The organism is Bacteroides sp. NSJ-48, from assembly GCF_014287405.1.
Classification (GTDB): Bacteria; Bacteroidota; Bacteroidia; order Bacteroidales; family Bacteroidaceae; genus Bacteroides; species Bacteroides stercoris.
The window spans coordinates 91967-111308 of sequence record NZ_JACOOD010000013.1 but is presented as its reverse complement, the minus strand read 5'-3'; the positions used below and the strand labels follow the sequence as shown (position 1 = coordinate 111308).

Sequence of the window (19342 nt, the reverse complement as noted above, 5' to 3'; positions counted from 1 at the left end):
ATGAAAACAAAATCGTCCCTGTCCTTGTCGGTAGGCAGTCCGGCAAGTCGCAAAATACGCTCCATGACCTTATGGCAATGGTATTTGCTCTGCTCGGTATCTACATAGAGGATTTTCCGCTTGTTCGGTGGCAGATATGCCGAATACTTCAGTACCTCGTCATTCTTCAACGCTGCCGCAACGATGGCGGAAATGTTGAATGTCTTTTTGCTCTTGGCTTTTCCTGTGGATGCGCTGAAATTACCCAGCGTGCCAATGGTAGAGCCGTTCACCCAGAGTATTTCGGGCGGCACTTCGTAAGTGTCCGTCACCTTTAGATGGATGGTTTTCCAAAGGGCTGCAAAATCCTCTTTCTGCATGGTGACATCCTGCCCGGCTTCTGTCGCTTTTCTATTTTCCATAGCCGCTATTTCTTTAAGGGACGGTTAAGGATATATTTCTGCGCTTCCTGCTCTATCTGCGCCTGCGTCTTCACCGGGTTCTGACGCAACCACGCTTCTAATTCCGCTTTCTCAAAATAAAGCATTTTGCCCTGCGGCTTGTAATGGGGTATCAAGTTACCCGAAGTCAGCTTGTACAGGTAACTTTTTGAAAGGTTCAAGAACTTGCTCGCTTCATCAAAACTAAGCACATTCTTTGAAAGGAACACTAAATTTTCGAGTTCTGCAACTCGCTTCTCAATACTTGTTTCCATATAACAAAAGTATTTGCGTTAGACAATATGGAGTGCATGCCCTCCAGTTTCTTGTAATCGATTACGGGGGCAAAAGTATTGAGGAATAGCTTGATAGTGGATTAAGCTATGTTTGAGGTATTAACCTATTCTTAAAGTTTTTTCAGTTGTTTGATATAATTGCTGATGGTTACATAATCTTTTTCATGTTCCACCCCTTTTACATAATTGGCGGCTGTGGCTAAATCACCTTGATTCAGATATTTATCTTTCTTTATATTCTTCGTAACAAACAACTTATTCTTTGCTATAACAGATTGCCAGTTAGGTGTTATCAAACCACGATTGCTTAATTCCGAAAAAAGAAAAGCTACCTGCCTGTTGTTATTAGACCTAAATATAACTTTTGGCTTACAGGAAAGTATTGCTTTCAAATCTTCAAAAGTCATAGGAGCATTGAAAATTTCCACTTCATTGATACAATCCACCAACAATGCTATTTGTCTGTCGTTTAAAATAGACTTAAACGGATTTTCTGTTTCAGCAATATGGGAGATAATTTTAGGCTCTTGGCATTTATCTTGAATTGGTTGCGGCTCTTTCTGTTGTGGCTGCATTTCCGCTTGCACCTTACTTTCTTTCTTTTTTCGCAAGTACGCAGAATATTTTTCCAATACAACAGTTTTAACTATTACAGAAAAATAAGGCAGTTCTTCATCATAAACCGTATTATCTTGCTCATACCGGGAATAATCAAATGAAAGAGGATTAAACGACATGTATTTTCTTTTCTCATCGGATTTCAAGGATTCATAAAAACCGCTTTCCCAAAAGAAATCAGATACAGAATAAAAATATTGAATATCATTCAACACAGAATAACGAATATATAACTGCACCAACTCATCAGTGGTACGAACATATTCTTGCTGTTCCAGTTTATCAGCCTGTTCTGCGTCGAAATATAAGGACTTAGAGGCAATATTATCTATCATAACTTGGCTGGCATGATTGATACAGCGATTGAATATACCTTGTATATGGTCGAATTTTATTTTCAGTTCTTCTTCTGTCATAATAATCTATGTTTCAGTTAGTAGAAACAAAGATATATTTTTCCGGCTAAACAAAGACAAAAAAAGAAAGAAAGTACGGTAACTGTGATATAACCATACTTTCTTTTTAAATCAGTCCGTCAAATTCGGTATCAAACTTATAGCTTCTTCTTTTTTCTTATCGACAATCTTCGCATAAATTTGAGTTGTGGCAATATTTTTATGTCCTAACAATTTGCTAACTGTGTACAAGTCAGCCCCCAATGTAAGCATCATGGTAGCATGGGTATGCCGGGCAGTATAAGTAATATTTAGAAATGCAATAAAAAACAGAATGACGATAATTAAACGTAAAACGTTTATAATTAAGCATTTTGCAAGATTTGCAGAACAGACAGACCTGCAAAAGAAAACAAAATATTGCGACGTTTCAGTTACCAGACTGTTAGCCGCCTGTTTCGAAAACAACGGCAGGTAACCGAATTTTTACCGATAGGAACAAAGCAGATTTGTATTCACTGTTTATCAATGTTTTGCATGCCAAAGGACGCTTTTCAAAGGAGTATTTTTACAACCTAAAAAAGAGCGTTATGAAAGTGGAAAAATTCAAGGTGCTGCTCTACCTGAAAAAGAGCGAGCCGGACAAGACCGGCAAGGCCCCGATCATGGGACGGATCACCCTCAACCGCACGATGGCGCAGTTCAGCTGCAAGCTCTCCTGTACCCCCGGGCTATGGAACGCGCGTGAGAGCCGATTGAATGGCAAGAGCCGGGAAGCGGTGGAGACCAATGAAAAAATAGAGAGGCTGCTGCTTGCCGTACACTCGGCCTTCAATTCCCTCATGGAAAGGAAAAAGGATTTCGATGCCGCCGCGGTCAGGGACATGTTCCAGGGTAACGCGGGCATGCAGATGACCCTGCTCAAACTTCTCGACCGGCACAATGAGGAGATGAAGGCCCGTGTCGGCGTGGACCGTGCACCGACGACAATGTCGACCTACGTGTACACCCGGCGCACCCTTGCCGAATTCATCAAAACGGAATTCAAGGTCTCGGACCTCGCCTTCGGACAGCTCAACGAGCAGTTCATCCGTGACTATCAGGACTTCTGCCTGGAAAAGAAGAAACTGGCAATGGAGACGGTGCGCCATTACCTGTCCATCCTGAAAAAGATCTGCCGCATCGCCTACAAGGAGGGGCACTCGGAGAAATACCATTTCTGCCACTTCAAGCTGCCCAAGCAGAAGGAGACAACACCGAAAGCACTCAGCCGGGAGAATTTCGAGAAGCTACGCGATCTGGAGATACCGGAAAAACGCAGGTCACATGTCATCACCCGGGACCTCTTCCTCTTCGCCTGTTACACCGGCACCGCCTATGCCGATGCGGTAAGCATCACCCGGGAGAACCTCTTCCAGGATGACGAGGGCAGCCTCTGGCTGAAATACCGGCGGAAGAAGACCGACTACCTCGGACGCGTCAAGTTGCTGCCGGAAGCACTCGCGTTGATCGGGAAGTATCGTGACGATACCCGCATCACCCTCTTCCCGCCGCAGGACTACCATACGCTCAGGGCCAACATGAAATCCCTGCGCCTGATGGCGGGGCTGAGCCAGGACCTTGTCTACCACATGGGAAGGCATTCTTTCGCCTCATTGGTCACGCTCGAGGAGGGAGTGCCGATCGAGACCATCAGCAAAATGCTGGGACACTCCAACATAAAGACCACCCAGATATATGCCCGTGTAACTCCGAAGCGACTGTTCGAGGACATGGACAGGTTCGTCGAGGCAACCCGCGATTTGAAACTTATTCTTTAATCCTTAAACAATTAAACAATCATTATCATGCGCAGTACATTCAAGCTTTTATTCTACATCAACCGTAACAAGGTAAAATCGGACGGCACGACCGCCGTCCTCTGCCGGATCAGCATCGACGGAAAGAAATCGGCAGTCACGACAGGCATCTATTGCAAACCCGGAGACTGGGACAGCAAGAAGTGTGAAATCAAAACAGCCAGGGAGAACAACCGCCTTGCCGCCTTCCGAAGCCGGCTGGAAGAGGCGTATGGGAACCTGCTGAGGAACCAGGGAGTGGTCACGGCCGAGCTGCTCAAGACCACCGTATCCGGTGCCAATTCCGTGCCGGAATACCTCCTGCAGGCCGGAGAGGTGGAACGCGAACGGCTCAGGGTCCGCTCCAAGGAGATCAATTCCACCTCCACCTACCGCCAGTCGAAGACCACGCAGCTTAACCTCAGGCAGTTCATCGAATCCCGCGGGATGAAGGACATCGCCTTTTCGGACATCACCGAAGAGTTCGCCGAATCGTTCAAGGTCTTTCTCAAGAAGGAGCTGGGACACAGGAACGGACACGTGAACCACTGCCTGTGCTGGCTCAACCGGCTCATCTACATCGCCGTGGACCGGGAAGTATTGCGTGCCAACCCGATAGAGGACGTGGCATACGAGAGGAAAGAAGCACCTAAACTAAGGCATATCAGCCGCAGTGAACTGAAGCGGATGATGGAAACCCCGCTGCCCGACCCGATGATGGAGCTGGCGCGCAGGACGTTCATCTTCTCCTCGCTGACCGGTCTGGCCTACGCGGATACGAGGGCTCTCCATCCCCGTCACATCGGAACGACCTCGGAAGGAAGAAGGTATATCCGCATCCGCCGCGCCAAAACGGACGTGGAGGCGTTCATCCCGCTGCATCCCATAGCCGGACAGATACTGGATCTTTACAACACCACGGATGACGACAGGCCGGTATTCCCGCTGCCGGTCCGCGATGTCCTCTGGTACGAGGTACATGGAATGGGCGTGGCATTAGGCATGAAAGAGAACCTGTCCTACCACATGGCCCGGCATTCGTTCGGGACCCTGACACTGACCGCGGGCATTCCGATAGAGAGCATCGCCAGGATAATGGGCCATACGAATATCGACAGCACGCAGGTCTACGCTCAGGTCACCGACCGGAAGATATCCTCGGACATGGACCGGCTGATGGAAAGAAGAAAACCTGCGGCCGGCAAGGAAGCCGCAGGCTAAATAAAAAAATTGCCGCCGGAATTGTATTTACGATTCCGGCGGCAATCCTTAAACTTGAATACGATATTATACCAATGCTGCGTGATAGTTCTCCTCCAACAGCTTCTCGATGTCCGACTGCCTGTACAGGATCTTCCCGCCAAGCTGGATATAGGGAATCCGCCCTTGGTCCCTGTAATCCTGCAGGCACCTGCGGCTGATCCTCAACGTTCCGGAAAGCTCCCTGTCAGTCAGGAACCGTTCCCCGTTGAAGGGAGGACGGTTGTCACGGGCAAGACGCTCCACTTTTTTCTCCATGTTGTCCAGCAGGGCAAAGAACCTGCGGACACGTTCGTTCTCCTTGTCGATAATGCCTTCCATCTCTTCCGCTCTTTAAAGGTTTCCGTTCTTCCTTCCTTCTCTCATTGCCTTCTCCTTGCGTCTGATGCCGACGTAGGCCATCAGCTTCTCCACATCCTCTGGCTTATAATAGAACTTGCGCTGGAGGCGGGTGAACGCCAGCCGTCCGGTATCGCGGAGTGTCTGCAGGGTACGTGGCGAGATGTCAAGGCGCAGGCAGACATCCTGGCCGTCCAGTCACTCTCCGAGTTCCTTACAGCGGTTTCTCTCATACAATCTGTCCACATGTGCGGACAGGTTCTCGGCGCGTGCCAGCATCCTCTCAAGGACACCGGCCTCGATGTAGCATATTTCCATATTTTTCAACTTGTTTAAATGTCAGTGCGAATATAAGGGAAGAAACCATGAGAGGCAAGCGCGACCGGCACACTGGCAGGAATAGTCATGGATAGTCGGTTTTTGTCATATGGGAAGGAAAAATACTCCGTAGCCGGTCGGTTTTCACGACCCCCTTTGGAAAACCTGAAGGACGGGTGCGTCACGACGATGAAAAAAGAAAAATCCCCACCGGAAGTGAAGCGACCCCAAACCGGCAGGGAGTGTAATAATAAAGGAACGGACTGTTCAGCCCTTGATGTAACCGTACTTTTTCAGGTCGTCCATGAAATGCTCCGGCGTATCGGTCCTCACCGTCACCCCGTGCAGTTCCCTGTACCGCCCGGAGAAATTCACCATGTACTCCCCGTCGGTGCACCCGCTGTCAAACCAGCTGCCCTCACGCAGGACGCGTACAAACTCGGAAGGGCCGGAGGCGGCAATCCTGCCGCCATCCGCCAAAATACCTGATCTCGTTTTTTTTATTATCGGTATTTCAAATGTCTCAAAAGCCTCTTTGACAGGTTACCATCCGGGATGATCGCCTGAATTCGCATGTACCGGATTTTCTATTTACCAGATTCCATAATGGTTCCTGCCATCCGTTTTTTCTCTGCGGCTGTCGCTTTTTTCCTCGTGGCATCATGGTCTGTTACCGGATAGGAAAAGCCATCTCCATCACAACCATGAATTATAGTGTAGCCATATTTGTATATAGCCGTATGATACGCTATCCGGATAATGCTATCACAGAATTGCGATATAGCCGGATATCAAAATAGGGATAGCCGGGAGCGAAGGGAGCACGCATCCTTCCGGATATAGATATCTCAAAATCTCCATTTGCAGAAGTGTATAAATATCAATCCATTAATGGAGACGATGAAGAAAAACAATAAGGCGTATACGGCTACCTGTTATTCTCCATTTACAGATGTGTAGAAGTTTCAATCCATTAATGGAGACGATGAAAAAACAATAAGGCGTATACGGCTACCTGTTATTCTCCATTTGCAGAAGTGTAGAAGTAGCAATCCGTTAATGGAGACGATGAAAAAACAATAAGGCGTATACGGCTACATGTCATTCTCCATTTGCAGAAGTGTAGAAGTAGCAATCCGTTAATGGAGACAATGAAGAAAAAACATAAGTCGTACACGGCTACATGCCCATTCTCCATTTGCAGAAGTGTAGAAGTAGCAATCCATTAATGGACAATAGGGCATGTAAAGGGCAGATTTTCCGTATATTCGCCTCCTTATCCCCGAATTATGGGCGTAAGTCACATGGTCATGGAGATATATCTATCCTTTAATGGGGAGAACAGCCGGCAAATATCTGATGGAAAAGCCCCACAAACCACAGGAAAATAGCCACACAATGGTCTGATACACAATAATTATTGGAGAAACATGGTCCGCTCCTGCGGACAGCAAGTTGTGTTTTCGTTAAACGAAAACCGGACGGTTTAACGGCAATTAAGCCGCTAAACCGTCCGCTTCCTAAGCTCCGAAGTCGCTTGATTTGTCATTACGGGTTATTCAAATAAATATATTAGTTTGTTCTTTTGCTGTCAGGATCGTGATTTTACTATCCTGATAGGAAACCGTTAATTTCCTTTAAATGACTTGCCTCCTCCCAATTGCATCACATGAGTGTAAAATCATGGATGCGGCTATCAGCATGTCCATACTGTTAAATGTTAAATATCCCAATTATCCAAAATCCTTTTCCTTCTTTACCATTATAATACAGTAGTAAACTAAAAACAAGGAATAATGATGGATAGGAAAAAGAAAAGGTTGCTTTCTCCATTGTTGGAGCGGACACAGGATGCGTTGAAAGGACAACGTAGCATGCAAACATTGGAGAACTACCATAGTAGGATATACGTCGGCTGTTCGCAAAACCACCCGTACTGTGGAGAATGGCTGCCAAACCAAGTTTTCCGAAGGCGGGGCCTGCGGCCTATACGTGGTGCGGGGCACTCAAACAGTCTATTCCAACGTGAAACTGACAGCCGAGAGGGATGCCGACACGGGCGGTCTCGTATGGAAAACTGAAAGTCCGACACCGCTCGCAGGCGGGCTGTTGGACGAACACTATTATTTCTACTATCCCTATCAGGCACGAGCCTCAATACTGGGGCAGGGCGGCTGTTCGCCTTCATCATTACGGTGAACGAGTTAACCGTGCCCGGCTTGTCGGTGCGGAGCGAAACATACACCATCTCCGACAATAAGACCTGCCATATCCTGGAGTCTGTCTGCCCGTGATGTTATCCTCTCATCGAATTCCTGTACTCACTCGGGCTCATTCCATAGTACTTCCTGAACACCTCCCTGAAATATCTGACATCGGAGAACCCCGAGTCATCCGAGATTTCCGTTATCGAACAGTCTTTTTCCCTGAGCAGTTGTGCCGCATATTGCAGCCGCATGGAGCGGATATAGTCAGCCGGGGCATGGCCGGTGAGCGCCTTCAACTTGTTGAAAAATCCGGTGCGGCTCATGTTCTGCATGCCACAGAGCATGTCCACACAGAAACCGGGGTTGTCGATATTCTTCATGACGCATTCCCTTACGGAGGCCATGAATTTCCAGTCCCGGGTATTGTGGCAGTCCGGCGGAACCTGTCCGACTCCGTCCTCAAGACCGGCGTATGCCCGTCTGAGCAGTGCCCGGTTTGCCAGTATGTTCCTGATATTCGCCCTGAGCACGTTTATGCTAAACGGTTTGGTGATATAGGCGTCAGCTCCGTTTTCCAGCCCCTCCAGCATGTCCTTCTCATCTCCCAAGGCGGTCAGCAGCATGACCGGGATATGGGATGTCTCAATATCGGATTTGACGGACGCGCAAAGTTCGTCCCCTCCCATTTCAGGCATCATAACGTCCGAAAGTATCAGGTCCGGATTGTATTCTCTCGCCACAAGCAGCGCGTCCCGTCCGTTGGAACAGGTTTGGACCAGGTATTCCTCTTTCAGCAGCCCCTCAAGGTAGGTCCGCAAATCGTCATTGTCCTCCACAATAAGAATACGCTGCCGGTCCCCGCCGGTCATTGTTGGAAGGATCTCACGCATGGGGCCGCAATCCGGTCCCATGCGGGTTTCCCCGGTATCCTGTTTCCTGGGCGAAGCAACGGGGCATGCCTTGTCAAGGCGTCTGCTCCTCAGGGGAAAAATAACACATACCATGGTCCCCTTCCCCTCGGTACTGGTAACGCGGACCCTGCCTCCGTGCAGCCTTACCAGCCTATGTACCATCATCAGTCCGACACCGTTTCCCGCCACTTGCAGATTGACGGCATTACTGCCCCTGAAATGGTTCCTGAACAGTTTCTTCCGTTCCTCAGGTGGAATGCCAATCCCCGTGTCTTCCACTTCCACACCCCATACATGCCGGTCCGCGAAGGCACGGACCTGGATACTCCCGCCCCGTGGAGTGTACTTCAGTGCGTTGGACAGTATATTCTTCAATATAGAGTCCATTTTGTCCTTGTCAAACCGGACATTAGGTAAGGGAAGCCGCTCTCACGGGTGATATCGATGTCCCTGATGGAGGCATATGTGCGGAATGCCTCACAGGTCGTCTCCAGATAACTGTTGAGCTCATATTCCGAGACATGAAGTCTCAAGGTGTAGTTGTCCGTACTCTCGAAATCTATCAGGCTGGTGACCAATCCCAGAAGTCCGTCCACGCTTTTCAGGGCCATCCGTACATTGTCCATCCCCTCCGCCTTCACCATGTCTTTCTCCACCACCTCTTCCAGCGGAGCCTTGATCAGCGTAAGCGGAGTACGGACATCATGGGCAGTATGTATGAAGAAGCACGTCTTTTCGTCTGATATCCTTTTCTGCCTGCGCAACATGGCAACACGAAAAGACACCACCCCAGCCAACACACACAATGACGCATATCCGGCAATGGCCCATGTACCCGCCCACAGCGGCCGGGCGACACTCAGACCGAGGCTTCTTTCCTCATACACCTTGTATTTCTCCTCATTGGAGACGGCACGGATACGCAGGGTGTAGTTGCCTGGGGGCAGGCTCGTGAACTGTATCCGCCCGCTCTGGACCGGATGGCTCCAGCCCTCGTAGAGCCCCTCCAATTTCCATGAATATAGGATGTTCGAGGGATAGTCGTAGTTGATGGAGACAGCTTCCAGGGAGAAGGTATTCTGGTCATATGCAAGTTCCAGCCTGACGGTATTGTCAATATCCTCCCTCAAGGGGGATCCCTTGTCCCCGGGATAGACGGGGCGGTAGGAGATCATGAAATCCCGCAGGAGCATCCGAGAAAAATGCGGGGCGGGTATCCTCATGTCGGAGGGGAACATGACGGCTCCGGTGTTACTCCCGAACACGAAGCTTTCCCCGTGCCGGAAAGTGGATACCCCGGCATTGAGGCATACGCTTGCCAGCCCTTGTTCTGCCGTCCAGTTTCTGAAAGTGCCGCTCTCACGCCGGAACAGGGCCACGCTGTTTTCGGTCCCCAGTAGCAGGGTGCCGTCCGCACGGGGGACAATGGTATGGATGTTATTGGATATCAGGGCGCAGTTCTCGGTCTGGTATTGGCGGACGAACCTGTCCTCCACGCTGTCATAGACGAGAAGTCCCGCCCCGCCGGTGCCGATATACAGGAGCCCGTCCGGTGCCTGGTACAGTGCATAGACATGAACCGCCTCGACTGGAAATGCGATATGTCTGCAGGTCCCCCCGTGCCCGTCAAGCAGGTACAACCCCATGCCGGTACCGATCCACATCCATTCCGGAGCCTTCTCCAGTATGGCGGTGATGGGGCCCGGGACCGGGTACAGGCGTACTGTGCCGTCATGGGGATCGAAACGTTTGAGATTGTGGCAGCCCCCTGTCCATATACATCCTCCAGAATCTTTTCCGATGTCATTGATATACTGGTCTGGACGCCCCTCTGCTGCAAAGGAGGGGGGAAAGTATTCCACCCTCCCGGTTTTCTTTTCGATCCTGTACAGGCCCGAAGCGTACCCGCCGGCGCAGATGACACCCGGCGAGACCTCGCAGAGCGTCAGGAAGATATGGTTCCCGCCATCCTGTATCCCATCGGACCGGCTGAGAAAGGAGCGCCACCGTCCTACCGCAGGCTGCAGCAGGCTGATCCCGTTGCTGGTGGCGAACCACAAGTCGCCTTCGCTGTCTTCGATGACATCGTGCACCTGGTCGTTAACCAGCGACCGGCTGTTGCCCGGTGAGTGCCGGAACCATTCATAGCTCTGGTAGCGGTTATTCCGGATTGTGACTCCGGCGGGGTAGTTGGCAAGCCAGATACGGTCCCCGCCATCCACATAAATGTCATTGATATTGTCTCCGTTCATGCCGTTGTGGCTGGCGTAGTCGGCAGTTATATAGGGTTTGGGCACTAGCGAGTCCATATCCATCCTGTATACCCCCCTTCCGCCCGTGGCTATCAGCAGCTCCCGGTCATTGAGAGGGGTGATCCGGTTGACGGCCACATTCCGCAGCGTACTGCCTGCGGACACTCCGTATACAAGTATGCCTTTCCTGAAGGTTCCCACGAACAGTTTCTTCGAACCGGGGTGGTAGTAGAGTTCGCTGACCGGCGTCCGGATGCTGTCCGTGTCCGCAAGCGCCTCAAGGACACCGTCCCTTTCCCGTACCGGAAAAAGTCCGTTCACGGTACCGATGAAAAGGTTTGTACCGTCCGTCTCGCTGATAGCGGTTATATCACCTCTTAAACGGGAGACCAGCCGCTGCGCAATGCCTGTGCGGGTGTCATAGCGGATGATATGGTCACCCTGACAGAGCCATATGCGGTCCCCACGGTCCATATAGGCGTAACAGAGCATGCCCGTGGCGAAGTCATCCTGAAGACCGGGTATCCTGTATACCATCCGGAAACGGTCATGGAGGGTGTCGTAATGGAAAATACGGCCTTTCCTTCCCACAACCCACAGCGTGTTCTCCGTGTCGGTGTAGAGCCAGTTCAGATTGACTTGCGGGGCCACCTTCAGATTGCCGTCAAGAACAGTGTAATGCCTGATCCGCTTGCCGTCATAACGGTCCATCCCCTCCTGGGTGAGGAACCACATGTATCCCCTCCCGTCTTTTTGGATACGGTAAATCCTCCGGTTACTCAATCCGTCCTCTATTCCCAAGTATTTATATATCTGGGCTCCGCACATGGAGGAAATTCCCAGCATGAGGAATGCGGACAGTATTCTTCCCATATTCCGAACACGTGTCATTCTGATGTAAATTAGACAACAACTGTTGCAAATATATAAAAATATAAATTAATATACAAATTTAAACATAACCTCGGATGTCGGCATCAGGCGGTATGTCCTCAATGTCATGTACCCCGGAAAATAGCTGCATACGGGACCGGCCCATGATATGAACATATTCCGAGAGGCGGTTGTTCAATTGACCCGACGGAATTATGGCTTGCCGGGCTCGGGACTGTCCGCAAGGGTACGTTGGTCCGGTGTGCGGAATACCATCCATACCTCCGGTCCGAATTTATATCCGCGGGTGGTACAGGTGCCGGTCGAGGTTTGGCAGCCCCCAATAAAGCGGGCCGAATTGTTTGTAAGCACTCTTACCCTCATGCCCGATTTATAGATAATCTTCCAACAGTAAGAAGTTATAATTCGCATTTAAGAACAATGGCGGGCATTTCTTGTTAATATTATAATCATATAAAAGAGGCGCATCCGTTAGTGCCAGATTTGTTCACCACTTTCATCGTTGCGTATCGTATTGCGAGTTGTCCGTATCAGATGTTTATCCCCTCTTTCTTAAGACTTCCTGAGAACTGCCTGGGAAAGGACGGCTTTCCGCATTGCGACTTCATCCACAGCCCTTGGCGGTATAGCCATGCCTTTCACGGGGACTACGGTTGATTCATGCGACACAGCAGATTCCGGTGCTATAACAGGGTTGCCTACATACTTGTGCCTCTTTTCAGCTTGCTGTCCAGGTCCGAGTTGCGCACTTTACCCGCAGGTTGGACGGTTGTACATAACAATATTGATCTTTTTGGGGGCTAAAAGTCGAATATCCCCTTAAAAACAAGGAGCTGACGCATGTGTACAGCCCCTTATTTTTTTGTATAGCCCGGCCTCCTCTGGCATATTGCCGTTGCTTCCATCTGTAACAAGCAAAATCAGAATCTATATGCGGAACTTTTTGTTCCCGTAGCTGAGAAAGTCCTTCGTGGCATATTTCACACTGAATGGTCCGTAGTCACCGAGAGCCGAATGCGCAATTTGCTTGTCCGGTTCTGTCACATGCTCGACAGGTTCTCCCGTAGTATCAGTATCCTTGTATGACATAGGCTGCATGCTGGCGATGGCTGACCCGGTAGCCGCCGCACGCAATTTCCTGAACGCATTGGAGAGGATTCCGTCCATCATTGACCAGTACAAGGCGAAGAACGAGGTGCAGGAAAAGGAGGTCTCACAGTTGTAGGAGATAGCCGGGAAGGTATGGAAGAAGGAGGACGAACTGAAACAGTTGAAGTCCGAACTTGCAGCACTCGACCGAAAGATACAGTTGGAGCTTGAGCCGCCTACGCCCGAAGTCGCCGAAAAGGAGAATGACGGACAGGAGGTCAAACCGGATGCGGAAGGTGTACGAAACGTAGCTCCACAACACACCGAAGATGTGCCGCAGATACGCAGCCCGGTGAATGAACGCAGTCCGTCTGGCAATTTTATTGCCGACCATATCATCATCGGGCGGCCGGGATTCAACGTCCGTGACGAGTGCAAACCGAAAGGTATAAAAATGTGAACGAGTGTGCGGATATATATGGCAGGATTGGGAACATACCATTCCTTTTCCTGCCTTTTTCCATCAATATGACATAATGGCAAGGATACCATACAACAAGCCCTCGATTATATCAAAATAGGGTGTTGAAAGTAAATCGTCATGGCAAATCCGCCATATATTCAGTATTTTCGCTAATTTTGCATTCAAAATAGTTAGGCATAATAAAATGGAACCATCTATATACAGTTATTCACTTTGTATTGCGCTACCGTTGATGTTGTTCTTCGGCTTTTATTTTTTGTTGGCTCCAACCCCGGAAAAAGCCATTTTCAATAATTATCTGCGTTCCCGGCGAATTATGGGGGTAGCCATACTGTTACTTGCCGCCAACTATTCGGTACATTTCTTTTTTGGGATCAGGTTCAAGAATACCGATGCCGCCATCCTGATGAACCTGTCCACCTATTTTTTGTGCTACTGGTTGTTCAGTTCGGCCCTCACCACTCTGCTTGACCGCTTTTATATCACCAAATGTCGGTTACGGACGCATATCTGTCTATGGATACTGTTTTCCATCCTTTCCGGCATCGTTCTGCTGTTGTTACCAAAAGGTGGTTTACAGACAACGGTGATGTTTGCCTTGGCCGCATGGTTGGTTATCTATGGGCTGTTCTTGACCCGTAGGCTTCTCCGGGCCTATCACAGGGTCATCCGCATTTTCGATGACACCCGTGCGGACGACATCGGTGCCTATATCAAATGGCTTTCCATTTTCACCTACTGGGCTGTCACATTCGGGGTGGGATGCGGACTGCTGACATTCCTGCCTGATGAATACATCTATATCTGGATTCTGTCATCGGTACCGTTCTACATTTATCTCTTCCTTTGCTATCTGAACTATCTGCTGTTTTACGAACAGGTGGAAAACGCGATGGAGGATGGCATGACTTCTGAAGAGGAAGACCTGTGTGACACCACAAACCGGGAACAGGCACAGAGGCAGGATACTCCTTTTTTCCATGCCGAAATGGCGAAAAAAATCAAAGGTTGGATCGATGCGGACGGTTATATCCGGCCCGGCCTTACCATAAAGGAGCTTTCAGATGTGCTTCATACCAACCGCACCTACCTGTCCGGGTACATCAAAACTACGTATGACATGTCGTTCCGCGATTGGATTACCGGACTTCGTATAGAATATGCGAAACGTCTGCTTGCGCGATATCCGAGGTTGACGATAGCCGACATCTCCGAGAAATCCGGTTTTTTGTCACCAAGCCATTTTATAAGGCTGTTCAAGGAAAATGCAGGCTGTACCCCTGTCAAATGGAGGAAAACAGAGGCGGAATAATACGGTGTGTGGATGGGGAAAATAGACCAAACGACAAAAAAATAGTCTGAACGACAAAACCAAAATGTTCTAAATCACAAAGATGTGCGATTCTGACAATTGAGACATTTTTTATAGGCAAGAATCGGGCTGAATTTAAATCTTTTCGCTTATTTTGTATGTTAAGTCTGGATTGGAAATTTAAAAAGCATATAAAAAATGAGCAAAAGAATCCTATTCTTCATTTTGTTTTCGTGGCTGGCACCGGCAGCTTTTCCGGCTTTTGCGCAGCAGAAAACAGACACAGTTTACACCTTCCGCTTCGTTCCGCAGAAGGACATGTTCTACGTGCCTTGGAATGGCAATGACACGGAACTTGCCCGCCTGTTGGAATGTATCGAAAACAACAAAACCACAATTCTTGACGGCAAGCTGCCGCTACTGGTTGACGGATACTGTAATTCACTGGGCAGTGAAGCCGAGAACCTTGCCACGGCGAAGATCCGTGCCAACCGTGTGAAATCCGAACTGATTATCCGTGCGGAAATAAAAGAGGAGAATTTCATTACCCGAACCATGCGACTGAGGGTGATTTTGTCACCGTGCGCCTGACGGTACCGGTAAAGGGAACTGCCGCGACGGATGCGGAAGCACGACGCAAGGCGGAAACCGAACGACTGGAAGCCGAGAAGCGTGCCGAACAGGAACGGCTTGCCGAAGAGCAGCGCAAGGCGGAAGAAGCCCGACTTGCCGCTGAAAAGGCAGAAGCCGAGAAAGCCGCTCAACAAAATACACTTGCCGACACGCCGTCGGAAACCAAAATCACAACTGATTATCATCTCTCCCTGCGTGCCAACCTGCTGCGCTGGGCTACCCTGACACCAGATCTTGGCGTGGAATGGCGCATCTGCCCATCGTGGGGCATTGCCGTAAACGGCTCGTGGACTTCATGGACGTGGAGCGACAAGGACCACCGCTATGCACTCTGGGAAGTGGCTCCGGAAGTGCGTTACTATATGGGTGAGAAGAAAGCCTGGTATCTGGGCGCGATGTTCAAGGCCGGACAGTTCAACTACAAGCTCTCCGAAACAGGCAAGCAGGGCGACCTGATGGGTGGCGGCATCACCGCCGGCTATCAGCTGCGGCTGAACAAGGCACTGGCTCTTGATTTCAACCTCGGTTTGGGCTACCTGAATGCCGATTTCGAAAAATATGAAGTCATCGACGGTGTACGTGTACGCCGCGGCAACGAGACAAAAGATTGGTGTGGTCCCATCAATGCCGGTGTGACATTGGTATGGAAGTTATTCTAATACGGAGGAATAGAATATGAAAGCAAGACAATATATAAATATGATGGGAATGGCAGCCGCCGTGCTGCTCTCTTCCTGCGTGAAGGACACGCTTTATGACACGCCGCATCCCGACTACGGGAAGATTGCGGTGACAGCCGACTGGTCGGCCCGCGGTGAAGGTATCGACATACCTGCCACATGGACGGTCACCATGGGTGACTATACGGGTACGGAGACTTCCGCCACCCATGCCCCCGACCATCTGTTTGCTCCGGGCAGCTACACCCTTGCGGTGTGGAACCCGGCTGAAGGAATCACGGTGAACGGCACCACAGCCACCATTGCCGCAGCCACGGGAACCCGGGCAGGCACGGATACCTTTGTGAACAATGCCCCGGGATGGTTCTTCACCTATACGGAACAGGTGACCATCGAGAAAGACAAGGACTATCCGCTGACCGCCGCAATGAAGCAGCAGGTACGCGAACTGACGCTTGTCGTCGAACCTACTGGTGATGCCGCCGGACGCATCACGGAGATTGTTGCCCATCTGACGGGTGCAGCCCGAACACTCAATTTCGCTACTGATACCTACGGAGCCGCTTCGAACGTCGTGCTGCCCTTCACCAAGATTACCGAAGGTGACGATGCTGGCAAGTGGAAAGCCACGGTGCGGCTACTGGGTGTGACAGGCACGGAACAACTGCTGACGGGTGAAATCCGCTATGCTGACGGCAACCCGACCCCCACCACGCTGAAAAGCGACCTCACGGAAGCCCTCAAGGAGTTCAACACCGGAAAGGGCGCATCGCTGACCCTCGGCGGAACGCTGGTTGAGACTCCCGAAGGCATGGAAGTGGACGGAGCCGAAATCAACGGCTGGGAAGAAGTGAAAGGTGATGATGTAAATGCCGATTTGTAACTAATATAATGACAGATATAATGAAGACAAGATTTTTTGCACTTGCGACGCTCGTCCTCGCACTGGCAGCCTGCAACAACGACAACGAGAACCTGAACGGTGACCCAGTGGCCGCCCAGTTTACCGCCGACATCGCCCTCGCCACCCGCGCCAGCGGAACCACCTGGACTGCTGGCGACCGTATCGGCATCACCGACATCGGCAACGATTCCCAGTACGGCAACGTGCCTTTCATCTTGAAAAACGGGAAATTTGAGGCAGAAGGAAAGGTTATCTATATCGAAGATACAAAGACCCATACTTTCCGCGCCTACTATCCGTACAACGCGGCGGGAGGCATCCTCACAGCCACGACCGATGCCACGGCGCAGCAGAACCAGCCTGCCATCGACTTCCTCTTTGCTTCAGGAGCCACGGGAGACAAAAACAACCCGGTAGTAAGCTTCACCGACAAAACCGCCAAAGGCGGTGAAGACAACTCCTTCCACCACCGCATGAGCCAGATAACCCTTACCTTCGAGGCGGGCGACGGCGTGAATTTCAGCGTGGTCAAGCCTGAACGTTACACGCTGGACGGATTGTTACTCACCGGTACGTTCAACACGGCCGACGGTATTGCCACCGCAGACAACGGGGCACAGACCGGAGAACTGGCCATGAATTTGGCAGACGGCAATCTCACGTCATCAATCATCCTCTTCCCGCAGACAGTTGCATCCCTGCCGTTGGTTGTGAATTACAAAGGTCAGGAATATCATGCCACACTCACCGTGCCCGAAGGCGCACTGCAGGCGGGCAAAAACTACACCTATACCGTCAAGGTACGCAACAAAGTCCTTGAAGTCAGCGAAGCCACCATTGCAAAGTGGAACGATATAGACGGCGGAGAAGTGGGCGCAGACCTGTAAAACATTAATAATTAAGAATTAAGAATGAAGAATTATGAGACATAGATTATTTATCCCCGCAGCCACCGCGCTACTATTCGCCCTCGCTGCCTGCACGCAGGACGAATTGACCGACGACAACCGTCTGCCCGAAGGTGAATACCCCGTATTCATCCGTGCCACTGGACTGTCCGTAGAGGCAACGCCGCAGGCAGCCCCATCAACCCGCGCCACCGTGGACGGCGACTGGCAGGGCGTACAGACTGTGGCACTCAAGATGGGCGACGCTGTAAAGGAATACACCGTAACGGCTTCTACCGATTTCAAGAGTGCCACGCTCTCACGCGAGAACGCCCCACACTACTGGACCAGCCGCGACCCGATTACCGTATCGGCATGGTGGCCCTTCAATAATGCTGACATCACCCAGATGCCTGCCGTGAAGGTGGCTGAAGACCAGAGCCAATTGGCTGACTTCCAGAACAGCGACTTCATCTCTGCCGAAAACCAGACGGTGAAATTTGACGACCCGACACTTGAATTTACCCACCGCACGGCACGCGTGGCAATCGATCTGAAGCCCGGCACGGGATTCACGAGCGTCGCCGGTGCCACGGTGAGCCTCGTAAGCCTGTCTGCCGATAACGGCAACCCGACCGCCATCAAGACCTACAACGCAAGCGGCAACACCTACGAGGCACTGACCGCTCCGCAGACCGTTGTGGCAGGCAAGCCGTTCATCAGGGTGGAACTCGGCAGCGGCACTTTCTACTTCCGTCCGCAGAACAACGTCGTGCTGGCAGCAGGCAGTCGCTATAAATATACCGTTAAGGTGAACGCCACCGGCCTGACGTTAGAGGGTTGCACCATCGGCAACTGGGCTGACGGCGGCGGCGAGAGCGGCGAGGCTGAGGATTTAGGCTATTCTATACAGAACGACGGCAGTTACACGGTCTATAACGCCGACGGCCTACTGGCATGGAACAAAGCCATACAAAAAGATGAATCGATAAATTGCACCCTCACCGCCGACATCGACCTGACTGGTAGGGAATGGACACGTTTAGACACATGGCCAGGCTACTCCGGCGTCTTTAATGGGCAGGGACACAGCATTACGGGATTAAACTTTTCAGCAGCGAGGTTTGGACTTTTTCTTTTTTTAAATCAAAGTGGAGTGATAAAGAACCTACAACTCATAGATGTGAATCTGGATGGCAGTAGTGGAGGATCTGCTGGAATGGTGGACCGAAATCATGGCCAAATCATTGCCTGCTCTGTGACGGGAAAACTTACTGTACATAGTGGTGGTATAGCCAATGCAAATTATGGCGATATCATCGCTTGCTGGTTCAACGGCACATTGAAAGATGAGTCTGGCTGTGGAACTATAGTGCGTTTCAACTACAAGAATATAACTTCCTGTTATTGGGGAGGCAATGCCGGGCTAGGAGTACTCCGTAATGAAGGAGGAACGGTAGTTGCCACGAAGGTAGACGGCGCGACCGTGAAATGGCAGACAGCCGTCGACGGCATGAACACCGCCCTCACTGCTGGCGACTACCAGTGGGCACTCGGCACCGACGGCCTGCCCGTACTGCAAAAGAAACAATAACAACCCCTAAAC

Annotated in this window: 14 protein-coding genes and 4 pseudogenes; 9 read left to right on the top strand and 9 right to left on the bottom strand. The window is 50.6% G+C overall.

What is annotated here, in order from left to right; translation table 11 throughout:
• The 4 genes and pseudogenes from H8S52_RS08485 to H8S52_RS08470 form a co-directional block, all read right to left on the bottom strand.
• Positions 1-401, bottom strand: a pseudogene (locus H8S52_RS08485) (mobilization protein); the annotation flags it as partial.
• A gap of 5 nt (positions 402-406) precedes the next feature.
• Positions 407-694, bottom strand: a complete 288-nt coding sequence (locus H8S52_RS08480; protein WP_005802192.1) for a helix-turn-helix domain-containing protein — start codon at positions 692-694, stop codon at positions 407-409.
• Between the two features lie 131 nt (positions 695-825).
• Positions 826-1749, bottom strand: coding sequence for a hypothetical protein (locus H8S52_RS08475; protein WP_049702057.1), 924 nt, complete (start codon positions 1747-1749; stop codon positions 826-828).
• A 111-nt stretch (positions 1750-1860) separates the two neighbouring features.
• Complete coding sequence (locus H8S52_RS08470; RefSeq protein WP_186909634.1) at positions 1861-2202, bottom strand: tyrosine-type recombinase/integrase; 342 nt, start codon at positions 2200-2202, stop codon at positions 1861-1863.
• 116 nt (positions 2203-2318) lie between these two features.
• On the opposite strand from H8S52_RS08470, the gene H8S52_RS08465 reads away from it, so the two are divergent.
• Both H8S52_RS08465 and H8S52_RS08460 read left to right on the top strand, forming a co-directional pair.
• Complete coding sequence (locus tag H8S52_RS08465; protein ID WP_008670537.1) at positions 2319-3548, top strand: site-specific integrase; 1230 nt, start codon at positions 2319-2321, stop codon at positions 3546-3548.
• Between the two features lie 27 nt (positions 3549-3575).
• Positions 3576-4787, top strand: a complete 1212-nt coding sequence (locus H8S52_RS08460; RefSeq protein ID WP_005825818.1) for a site-specific integrase — start codon at positions 3576-3578, stop codon at positions 4785-4787.
• 66 nt (positions 4788-4853) lie between these two features.
• Here H8S52_RS08460 and H8S52_RS08455 read toward each other — a convergent pair whose 3' ends face one another.
• The 3 genes from H8S52_RS08455 to H8S52_RS08445 all read right to left on the bottom strand — a co-directional run bounded on the left by H8S52_RS08455 (position 4854) and on the right by H8S52_RS08445 (position 5963).
• The gene (locus H8S52_RS08455; RefSeq protein ID WP_005641696.1) at positions 4854-5147 is read right to left on the bottom strand and encodes a helix-turn-helix domain-containing protein; all 294 of its coding nucleotides are present in this window, start codon (positions 5145-5147) and stop codon (positions 4854-4856) included.
• Between the two features lie 12 nt (positions 5148-5159).
• Positions 5160-5363 (bottom strand): helix-turn-helix domain-containing protein, encoded by a 204-nt coding sequence (locus H8S52_RS08450; protein ID WP_074668675.1) that lies wholly within the window; start codon positions 5361-5363, stop codon positions 5160-5162.
• Between the two features lie 387 nt (positions 5364-5750).
• Positions 5751-5963: a hypothetical protein gene (locus H8S52_RS08445; protein WP_005825814.1), complete on the bottom strand. Its 213-nt coding sequence runs from the start codon at positions 5961-5963 to the stop codon at positions 5751-5753.
• A 1458-nt stretch (positions 5964-7421) separates the two neighbouring features.
• Between H8S52_RS08445 and H8S52_RS08440 the strand changes: the two genes are divergently transcribed.
• Positions 7422-7682 carry a hypothetical protein gene (locus tag H8S52_RS08440; protein ID WP_165859734.1) on the top strand — a complete coding sequence of 87 codons (261 nt, stop codon included), beginning with the start codon at positions 7422-7424 and terminating at the stop codon, positions 7680-7682.
• A 97-nt stretch (positions 7683-7779) separates the two neighbouring features.
• On the opposite strand, the pseudogene H8S52_RS08435 reads toward H8S52_RS08440, so the two are convergent.
• Together H8S52_RS08435 and H8S52_RS08430 are read right to left on the bottom strand one after the other, a co-directional pair.
• Positions 7780-11744, bottom strand: a pseudogene (locus H8S52_RS08435) (ATP-binding protein).
• Positions 11745-12674: 930 nt separating this feature from the next.
• Entirely contained in the window at positions 12675-12836 is a 162-nt protein-coding gene (locus tag H8S52_RS08430; RefSeq protein ID WP_004314566.1) for a hypothetical protein, read from the bottom strand.
• A gap of 10 nt (positions 12837-12846) precedes the next feature.
• On the opposite strand from H8S52_RS08430, the pseudogene H8S52_RS19955 reads away from it, so the two are divergent.
• The 6 genes and pseudogenes from H8S52_RS19955 to H8S52_RS08400 form a co-directional block, all read left to right on the top strand.
• Positions 12847-13296, top strand: a pseudogene (locus H8S52_RS19955) (DNA methylase); the annotation flags it as partial.
• A gap of 208 nt (positions 13297-13504) precedes the next feature.
• A complete protein-coding gene (locus tag H8S52_RS08420) occupies positions 13505-14632 on the top strand; it encodes an AraC family transcriptional regulator (RefSeq protein ID WP_118104841.1) in 1128 nt (375 codons plus the stop codon).
• A gap of 198 nt (positions 14633-14830) precedes the next feature.
• Positions 14831-15924 (top strand): annotated as a pseudogene (locus tag H8S52_RS08415) (DUF3575 domain-containing protein).
• A 16-nt stretch (positions 15925-15940) separates the two neighbouring features.
• Positions 15941-16828 (top strand): FimB/Mfa2 family fimbrial subunit, encoded by an 888-nt coding sequence (locus H8S52_RS08410; RefSeq protein ID WP_117589731.1) that lies wholly within the window; start codon positions 15941-15943, stop codon positions 16826-16828.
• Positions 16829-16848: 20 nt separating this feature from the next.
• Entirely contained in the window at positions 16849-17736 is an 888-nt protein-coding gene (locus H8S52_RS08405; protein WP_117589737.1) for a fimbrillin family protein, read from the top strand.
• 34 nt (positions 17737-17770) lie between these two features.
• Entirely contained in the window at positions 17771-19330 is a 1560-nt protein-coding gene (locus H8S52_RS08400; protein ID WP_186909632.1) for a fimbrillin family protein, read from the top strand.
• The last annotated feature ends 12 nt before the right edge of the window (positions 19331-19342 follow it).